Source organism: Streptomyces sp. NPDC002690, from assembly GCF_053592415.1.
The window spans coordinates 1-7,000 of the sequence record NZ_JBSFVR010000388.1 but is presented as its reverse complement, the minus strand read 5'-3'; the positions used below and the strand labels follow the sequence as shown (position 1 = coordinate 7,000).

The window sequence follows — 7,000 nt, the reverse complement described above, 5'->3', positions numbered from 1 at the left end:
CACCGGGTCACCGCCGCCACCCGCGAACTGGCACCCCCGGGCGCCGACCAGGCCATGGGCTTCGGCATCACCCAACGCGTCGAAGGCGCCGACGGGACGGACACGCCCGAGAAGATCGCCGTCATGCGCAGGGGATCCACCATCGCACTCTTCACCACCACCGTCGCAGCCACCGAGGGGACCAAGGCCCCCAAGGGCCTCGCTGTACCCCTCGCGGTCGTCGAGACACAATCCGTGTCTCTGGCCTGAACCGGCCCACCGGCCGGCTTCCTCTGCGGGCCCGTACCCCACCCGGGGTGCGGGCCCGCGGTCTTGCACCGGGCGACCACCGCGCAACCCCACGCCCACGTGAGGGACCCCACCCCCCGCTCCGTTCAAACTCCCGTAACAATGAGTACGTGATCACATCGCCGCCCCGTGGCACCCAGCGCCGGACCGAGCACGGGCCGACGCCCTACGTCGACCTCTCGCGCGCCGAGTGGAGTGCCCTCCGCGACAAGACGCCGTTGCCGCTGACCGCCGAGGAGGTGGAGCGGCTGCGTGGCCTCGGTGACGTCATCGACCTCGACGAGGTCCGCGAGGTCTACCTCCCGCTCTCCCGGCTGCTCAACCTGTACGTGCAGGCCACCTCGGGCCTGCGCGGCGCCCTGAACACCTTCCTCGGGGACGCGGGCAACGGGCACGGGGCGCAGCGCGGTACCCCGTTCGTCATAGGGGTCGCGGGGAGCGTGGCGGTCGGGAAGTCGACCAGTGCCCGCCTGCTCCAGGCGCTGCTGGCGCGGTGGCCGGAGCACCCCCGGGTGGAGCTGGTGACCACGGACGGGTTCCTGCTGCCGATGAAGGAGCTGCGGGCGCGCGGGCTGACCTCGCGGAAGGGGTTCCCCGAGTCGTACGACCGGCGGGCCCTGACCCGGTTCGTCGCGGACGTGAAGTCGGGGAAAGCCGAGGTCACGGCCCCCGTCTACTCGCACCTGATCTACGACATCGTGCCCGGTGAGCGGCTCACCGTGCGCCGCCCGGACATCCTGATCGTGGAGGGGCTGAACGTCCTGCAGCCCGCGCTGCCCGGCAGCGACGGGCGGACCAGGGTGGGGCTCGCGGACTACTTCGACTTCAGCGTGTACGTGGACGCGCGCGCCGAGGACATCGAGAGCTGGTACCTCGACCGGTTCCGCAAGCTCCGCGAGACGGCGTTCCAGGACCCGTCCTCGTACTTCACGAAGTACACCCAGGTCTCCGAGGAGGAGGCCATGGAGTACGCGCGCACCACCTGGCGGACCATCAACAAGCCGAACCTGCTGGAGAACGTGGCGCCCACCCGCAGCCGGGCCACCCTGGTGCTGCGCAAGGGGCCGGACCACAAGGTGCAGCGGCTCTCCCTGCGGAAGCTGTAGAAAGCACGGCGGCGGAACGACGGCGGGGCGGCCCTCACAAGGAGAGCCGCCCCGCCGTGACGCGTGGTCAAAAACCTCAGCCCAGTGCGGACTTCACCACGTCGGCCAGCCGGCCCGCGATGGCCTGGGCCTGGCCGAAGTCGGCGGCCTCCACCATGACGCGTACCAGCGGCTCGGTGCCGGACTTGCGGAGCAGGACCCGGCCGGTGGCGCCGAGTTCGCGCTCGGCCTCTGCGACGGCGGCGGCCAGTTCGGCGGAGGTGGAGACGCGGGACTTGTCGACGTCGGGGACGTTGACGAGGACCTGGGGCAGGCGCTGCATGACGCCCGCGAGCTCGGCGAGGGTGCGGCCGGTGGCGGCGACGCGGGCCGCCAGCATCAGGCCGGTCAGGGTGCCGTCGCCGGTCGTGGCGTGGTCCAGCACGATGACGTGGCCGGACTGCTCGCCGCCGAGCGCGTACCCCTCGGCCTTCATGGACTCCAGGACGTACCGGTCGCCGACCGCGGTCTGGACGAGCTCGATGCCCTCGCGCTCCATGGCCATCTTGAAGCCGAGGTTGGACATGACCGTGCCGACGACGGTGTTGCCGCGGAGCTGTCCGGCGTCGCGCATCGCGAGGGCGAGGACGGCGAGGATCTGGTCTCCGTCGATCTCGTTGCCCTGGGCGTCGACGGCGAGGCAGCGGTCGGCGTCGCCGTCGTGCGCGATGCCGAAGTCGGCGCCGTTCTCGACGACGGCGGCCTGGAGGAGGCCGAGGTGGGTGGAGCCGCAGCCGTCGTTGATGTTGAGGCCGTCGGGGTCGGCACCGATGGTGACGACCTCCGCGCCGGCCCGCGCGAACGCCTCCGGGGAGACGAAGGCGGCGGCGCCGTGCGCCTCGTCGAGCACCACCTTGAGGCCGTCGAGCCGGTTCGGCAGGACGCCGATGAGGTGGGAGACGTACCGCTCGAAGCCCTCGGTGTAGTCGGTGACGCGGCCCACGCCGGCGCCGGTGGGGCGGGCCCAGGGGGCGCCGGTGCGGTGCTGGTCGTAGACGGTCTCGATGCGGTCCTCCAGCTCGTCGGCGAGCTTGTGGCCGCCGCGCGCGAAGAACTTGATGCCGTTGTCGGGCATGGCGTTGTGGCTGGCGGAGAGCATCACGCCGATGTCGGCACCGAGCACACCGGTGAGGTACGCCACGGCCGGCGTGGGCAGCACACCGACCCGCAGGACGTCGACGCCCGCGCTGGCGAGACCGGCCACCACGGCTGCTTCGAGGAACTCTCCGGAGGCTCGGGGATCGCGGCCGACCACGGCCGTGGGGCGGTGCCCCTCGAAGGTGCCCGCCTCGGCGAGAACGTGCGCCGCCGCGACCGACAGACCGAGTGCCAGCTCGGCCGTGAGATCCGCGTTGGCGACACCGCGCACGCCGTCCGTACCGAAGAGTCGTCCCACTGGTGTCCTCCGAGATGCTCCGACAACCGCAAAAGCACAATAATTAACAAAAGCCAAAAAGGTGCAAACCACCACACTTCACACCGCTGAGGACGTGAGGGGCCCGGATGCGCCGATGAACGTCTTATGCCGTTATACGCCCGTGAGAGGCGATAAACGAACGCCCCGACAGCACGGTGTGTGCCGCCGGGGCGAACGTGTGAAGCAGACGAGCAGGCGGGATTTAGCGCTTGCTGTACTGCGGCGCCTTGCGGGCCTTCTTGAGACCGGCCTTCTTGCGCTCGACCGCACGGTCGTCGCGGGAGAGGAAGCCGGCCTTCTTCAGCGTGGCGCGGTTGTTGTCCACGTCAGCCTCGTTCAGCGCACGGGCGACGCCGAGGCGCAGGGCACCGGCCTGACCCGAGACGCCGCCACCCGAGATGCGGGCGATGACGTCGTAGCGGTTGTCGAGCTCGAGCACCTTGAAGGGCTCGTTGACTTCCTGCTGGTGCACCTTGTTGGGGAAGTAGTCCTCAAGGGTGCGACCGTTGATCTTCCACTTGCCGGTGCCCGGAACGATCCGGACGCGGGCGATGGCGTTCTTGCGACGGCCAAGGCCGGCGGCGGGCTGCGGGTCGCCGAAGCGGCCGGCGAGCGACTCGGAGGTGTACTCACCCTCGACGGGGACCTCGGACTCGAAGGTGGTCACCTCGGCGAAGGTCTCCTCGCCCTCGGTGCCCTCGACGGTCTCAACAGTGGTCTCGGCCACGATTCTCCTCAGATCTTTCTTATGGTCTTAGGGGGAGGCCGGAACTACTGCGCGACCTGGGTGATCTCGAACGGGACCGGCTGCTGCGCAGCGTGCGGGTGCTGGTCGCCCGCGTAGACCTTGAGCTTCGACAGCATCTGCCGACCCAGGGTGTTCTTGGGGATCATGCCCTTGATGGCCTTCTCGACGGCCTTCTCCGGGTTCTTGGAGAGCAGCTCGTCGTAGCGGACCGAGCGGAGACCACCCGGGAAGCCGGAGTGGCGGTACGCCATCTTCTGGGTCTTCTTGTTGCCGGACAGGTGAACCTTGTCGGCGTTGATGATGATGACGAAGTCGCCCATGTCCATGTGGGGGGCGTAAATCGCCTTGTGCTTGCCTCGGAGGAGGTTCGCAGCCGTGGTGGCCAGACGACCCAGGACGATGTCCTGAGCGTCGATGACGTGCCACTGGCGCGTCACATCTCCGGGCTTGGGGCTGTACGTACGCACGGTCGTAGCCTTCGCTTCTTCAGTGAGTGGAGTCCTGACAAGGCCACCCGGACGATTCCACCAGCCTTGGCGGCGCTGCGGGGACGCAACCCGAGTGCCTGCCGCTGGTCATCGGCCCGGTGGACCGGCGTAAGGGCCCCTCGCGTGAGAACGACCAAGCCAATACGCATAACAAACCAGAAGACTACCCGGGGCCCCCCGCACGGGTCAAAATGACCCTCGCCCGGCCCCGCCGGACCCCGTGGTTACGGGGCGGACGAAAGGTCCGGCGCCCCCGCCGGAACACGCGGAACACGCGGAGCACGCGGAGCACGCGGAACACGCGCAGGACACGCGGGACGGCCCTCAGCGGGTCCGCTCGACCCTGCGCTCGTCCCAGACCGGCTCGGTCGTCTCGCGCACCACGCCGTCCGAACCGAAGACGAGGTACCGGTCGAAGGACTTCGCGAACCACCGGTCGTGGGTGACGGCCATCACGGTCCCGTCGTACGCCTCCAGGCCGTCCTGGAGCGCCTCGGCGGACTCCAGGTCCAGGTTGTCCGTGGGCTCGTCCAGCAGCAGCGCGGTGGTGCCGGACAGCTCCAGCAGCAGGATCTGGAAGCGGGCCTGCTGCCCGCCGGAGAGCTTCTCGAAGGGCTGGTCGCCCTGGCGCTCCAGCTCGTACCTGCGCAGCACGCCCATCGCGGCGCCCCGGTCCTTGGCCTGCTCGCTCCAGAGGATCTCCACCAGGGTCTTGCCGAGCAGCTCCGGGTGGGCGTGGGTCTGGGCGAAGTGGCCGGCCACCACCCGGGCGCCGAGCTTGTACTCGCCGGTGTGCGCGACCGGCTCCCCGGCGAGGAGGCGCAGGAAGTGGGACTTCCCGGAGCCGTTGGAGCCGAGGACGGCGACCCGTTCGCCGTAGAAGATCTCCAGGTCGAACGGTTTCATCAGGCCGGTGAGCTCCAGCCGCGTGCAGGTCACCGCGCGGACACCGGTGCGTCCGCCGCGCAGTCGCATCCGGATGTCCTGCTCGCGGGGCGGCTCGGGCGGCGGGCCGGCGTCCTCGAACTTCTTGAAGCGGGTCTGCATGGCGTGGTAGCGGTTGGCCATGTCGGGGCTGATGGCCGCCTGCTGCCGCATCCGCAGGACGAGGGCGCGCAGCCGGGCGTGCTCCTCCTGCCAGCGGCGCAGCAGCTCCTCGAACCGGGCGAACCGGTCCTTGCGGGCCTGGTGGTAGGTGTCGAAGCCGCCACCGTGCACCCAGACGTCGCTGCCGGCCACGCCGGGCTCGACACTGACGATCTTCTCGGCGGCCCGGGAGAGCAGCTCGCGGTCGTGGGAGACGAAGAGGACCGTCTTACGGGTCTCCTTGAGCTTCTCCTCCAGCCAGCGCTTGCCGGGGACGTCGAGGTAGTTGTCCGGCTCGTCGAGGAGCAGTACCTCGTCGGGTCCGCGCAGCAGTGCTTCGAGGACCAGGCGCTTCTGCTCGCCGCCGCTGAGGGTGCGCGCCTCGCGGTACTGCGCCTTGTCGTACGGGACGCCGAGCGCGGCCGTGGTGCACATGTCCCAGAGGGTCTCCGCCTCGTAGCCGCGCACCTCCGCCCAGTCGCTGAGGGCTTGCGCGTACTTCATCTGCGCGGCCTCGTCGTCGACGGTGAGGATCAGCTCCTCGGCATCGTCCACCGCCTTCGCGGCGGCCCGGATCTGCGGGTGCGCCACGGAGACCAGCAGGTCACGGACGGTCTGCCCGTCGCGTACGGAGCCGACGAACTGGCCCATCACGCCGAGGCCGCCGCTCACCGAGACGGTGCCGCCGTGCGGCTGGAGCTCGCCGGAGAGCAGACGCAGCAGCGTCGTCTTACCGGCCCCGTTGGCGCCTACGAGGGCCACCACGGCACCGTCGGCGACCCGGAAGGAAGCGTCGCCGAGCAGCACCCGCCCGTCCGGTAGGTAGTACTCCAGGTGGCCCGCTTCGAGATGTCCCATGCCGGCCATTGTCCGGTGCGCGGGCGCTGTGACCCAAACGGATTCCCGGAGGACCCGTGCGACGACCGCCGCTCACCGTCCGAGAACCTCTAGGATGCGCCCCATGAGCTTTGGGCATGGGGGGCCCTCCTGGGGGCCCGGGGGCAGTCAGACTCCGGACTGGGCGGCGCTGGCCGAGGAGTCCGCGGCGAAGAGCAGGCGCCGCAAGTGGTTGCTGATCGGGGGCGGTGCGCTGGCGACGGCGGCCGTCGCGGCGATCGTGGCGACGGCGGTGGTGTCGGCGGGCAACGGCGATCCCGAGGCCGGTCCGAGCGCGAGCGCGCTGCCGGGTCCGGAGGATCTGCCGCCGGAGTCCGCGGAGCCGGCTCCGTCCTTCTCCTCGGTGGCCCCGGCTCCCCCGCCGGACCCGATGGACTTCATCTCGGACGAGAAGAAGGACGAGCTGCCGATCACGGTGGAGGGGTTCTTCCCGGGCAAGAAGCTCACCTCCGGCGACCGCGTGCACCTCAAGGGCCCCACGAACCGCACCACGCAATGCGCCGCGGGCACCCAGGGCACGCTGGGCGCGGTCCTCACCAAGAACGGCTGCGACCAGCTGATCCGGGCCACGTACACGCGGGACGGCGTCGCGGTCACGGTGGGGGTCGCGGTGTTCGGCACGGAGGCGCAAGCGAAGAAGGCCGTCGAGGAGTCGTCGGGCCAGGTCGCCTCGCTCAGCGGCGGCGGTGTGCCGACGTTCTGCCGGGCCGGGGTGGTCTGCCGCCGTACGGCCAACTCGTACGGCCGGTACGCGTACTTCTCGGTGAGCGGTTTCACCGACGGCAAGAACGTCACCAAGGACGACAAGGCCGTCTTCACGGCGGGCGACGACCTGACCAACTTCACCTTCCACCAGATCCGCAGCCGGGGCGAGACCCAGGCGTCGGCGGCGGCATCGGCCGCCACCGGCTGACCCGCACCGGTGGCGGCC

General features: G+C 70.2%; 7 protein-coding genes. 3 read left to right on the top strand and 4 right to left on the bottom strand.

Annotated elements, in window-relative coordinates:
* Both ACWD3D_RS31270 and coaA read left to right on the top strand, forming a co-directional pair.
* A partial coding sequence (locus ACWD3D_RS31270) for a hypothetical protein (protein WP_451464116.1) occupies positions 1-249 on the top strand: 249 nt, incomplete at its 5' end.
* 149 nt (positions 250-398) lie between these two features.
* Entirely contained in the window at positions 399-1,394 is a 996-nt protein-coding gene (gene coaA / locus ACWD3D_RS31265) for a type I pantothenate kinase (protein WP_451464115.1), read from the top strand.
* Between the two features lie 76 nt (positions 1,395-1,470).
* Here coaA and glmM read toward each other — a convergent pair whose 3' ends face one another.
* From glmM to ACWD3D_RS31245, 4 genes are all read right to left on the bottom strand, one after another.
* Positions 1,471-2,829, bottom strand: coding sequence for a phosphoglucosamine mutase (glmM, locus tag ACWD3D_RS31260; RefSeq protein ID WP_451464114.1), 1,359 nt, complete (start codon positions 2,827-2,829; stop codon positions 1,471-1,473).
* A 223-nt stretch (positions 2,830-3,052) separates the two neighbouring features.
* Positions 3,053-3,577: a 30S ribosomal protein S9 gene (gene rpsI, locus ACWD3D_RS31255; protein WP_266705178.1), complete on the bottom strand. Its 525-nt coding sequence runs from the start codon at positions 3,575-3,577 to the stop codon at positions 3,053-3,055.
* A 44-nt stretch (positions 3,578-3,621) separates the two neighbouring features.
* Positions 3,622-4,065: a 50S ribosomal protein L13 gene (gene rplM / locus ACWD3D_RS31250; RefSeq protein ID WP_266705180.1), complete on the bottom strand. Its 444-nt coding sequence runs from the start codon at positions 4,063-4,065 to the stop codon at positions 3,622-3,624.
* A gap of 345 nt (positions 4,066-4,410) precedes the next feature.
* A complete protein-coding gene (locus ACWD3D_RS31245) occupies positions 4,411-6,039 on the bottom strand; it encodes an ABC-F family ATP-binding cassette domain-containing protein (protein WP_451464113.1) in 1,629 nt (542 codons plus the stop codon).
* Positions 6,040-6,133: 94 nt separating this feature from the next.
* On the opposite strand from ACWD3D_RS31245, the gene ACWD3D_RS31240 reads away from it, so the two are divergent.
* A complete protein-coding gene (locus ACWD3D_RS31240) occupies positions 6,134-6,982 on the top strand; it encodes a hypothetical protein (RefSeq protein ID WP_451464112.1) in 849 nt (282 codons plus the stop codon).
* The last annotated feature ends 18 nt before the right edge of the window (positions 6,983-7,000 follow it).

Bases quoted from the DNA above. Each gene is read 5' to 3' on its own strand.
- ACWD3D_RS31240 (WP_451464112.1), top strand. From the start codon at position 6,134: ATGAGCTTTGGGCATGGGGGGCCCTCCTGGGGGCCCGGGGGCAGTCAG.
- ACWD3D_RS31245 (WP_451464113.1), bottom strand. From the start codon at position 6,039: ATGGCCGGCATGGGACATCTCGAAGCGGGCCACCTGGAGTACTACCTA.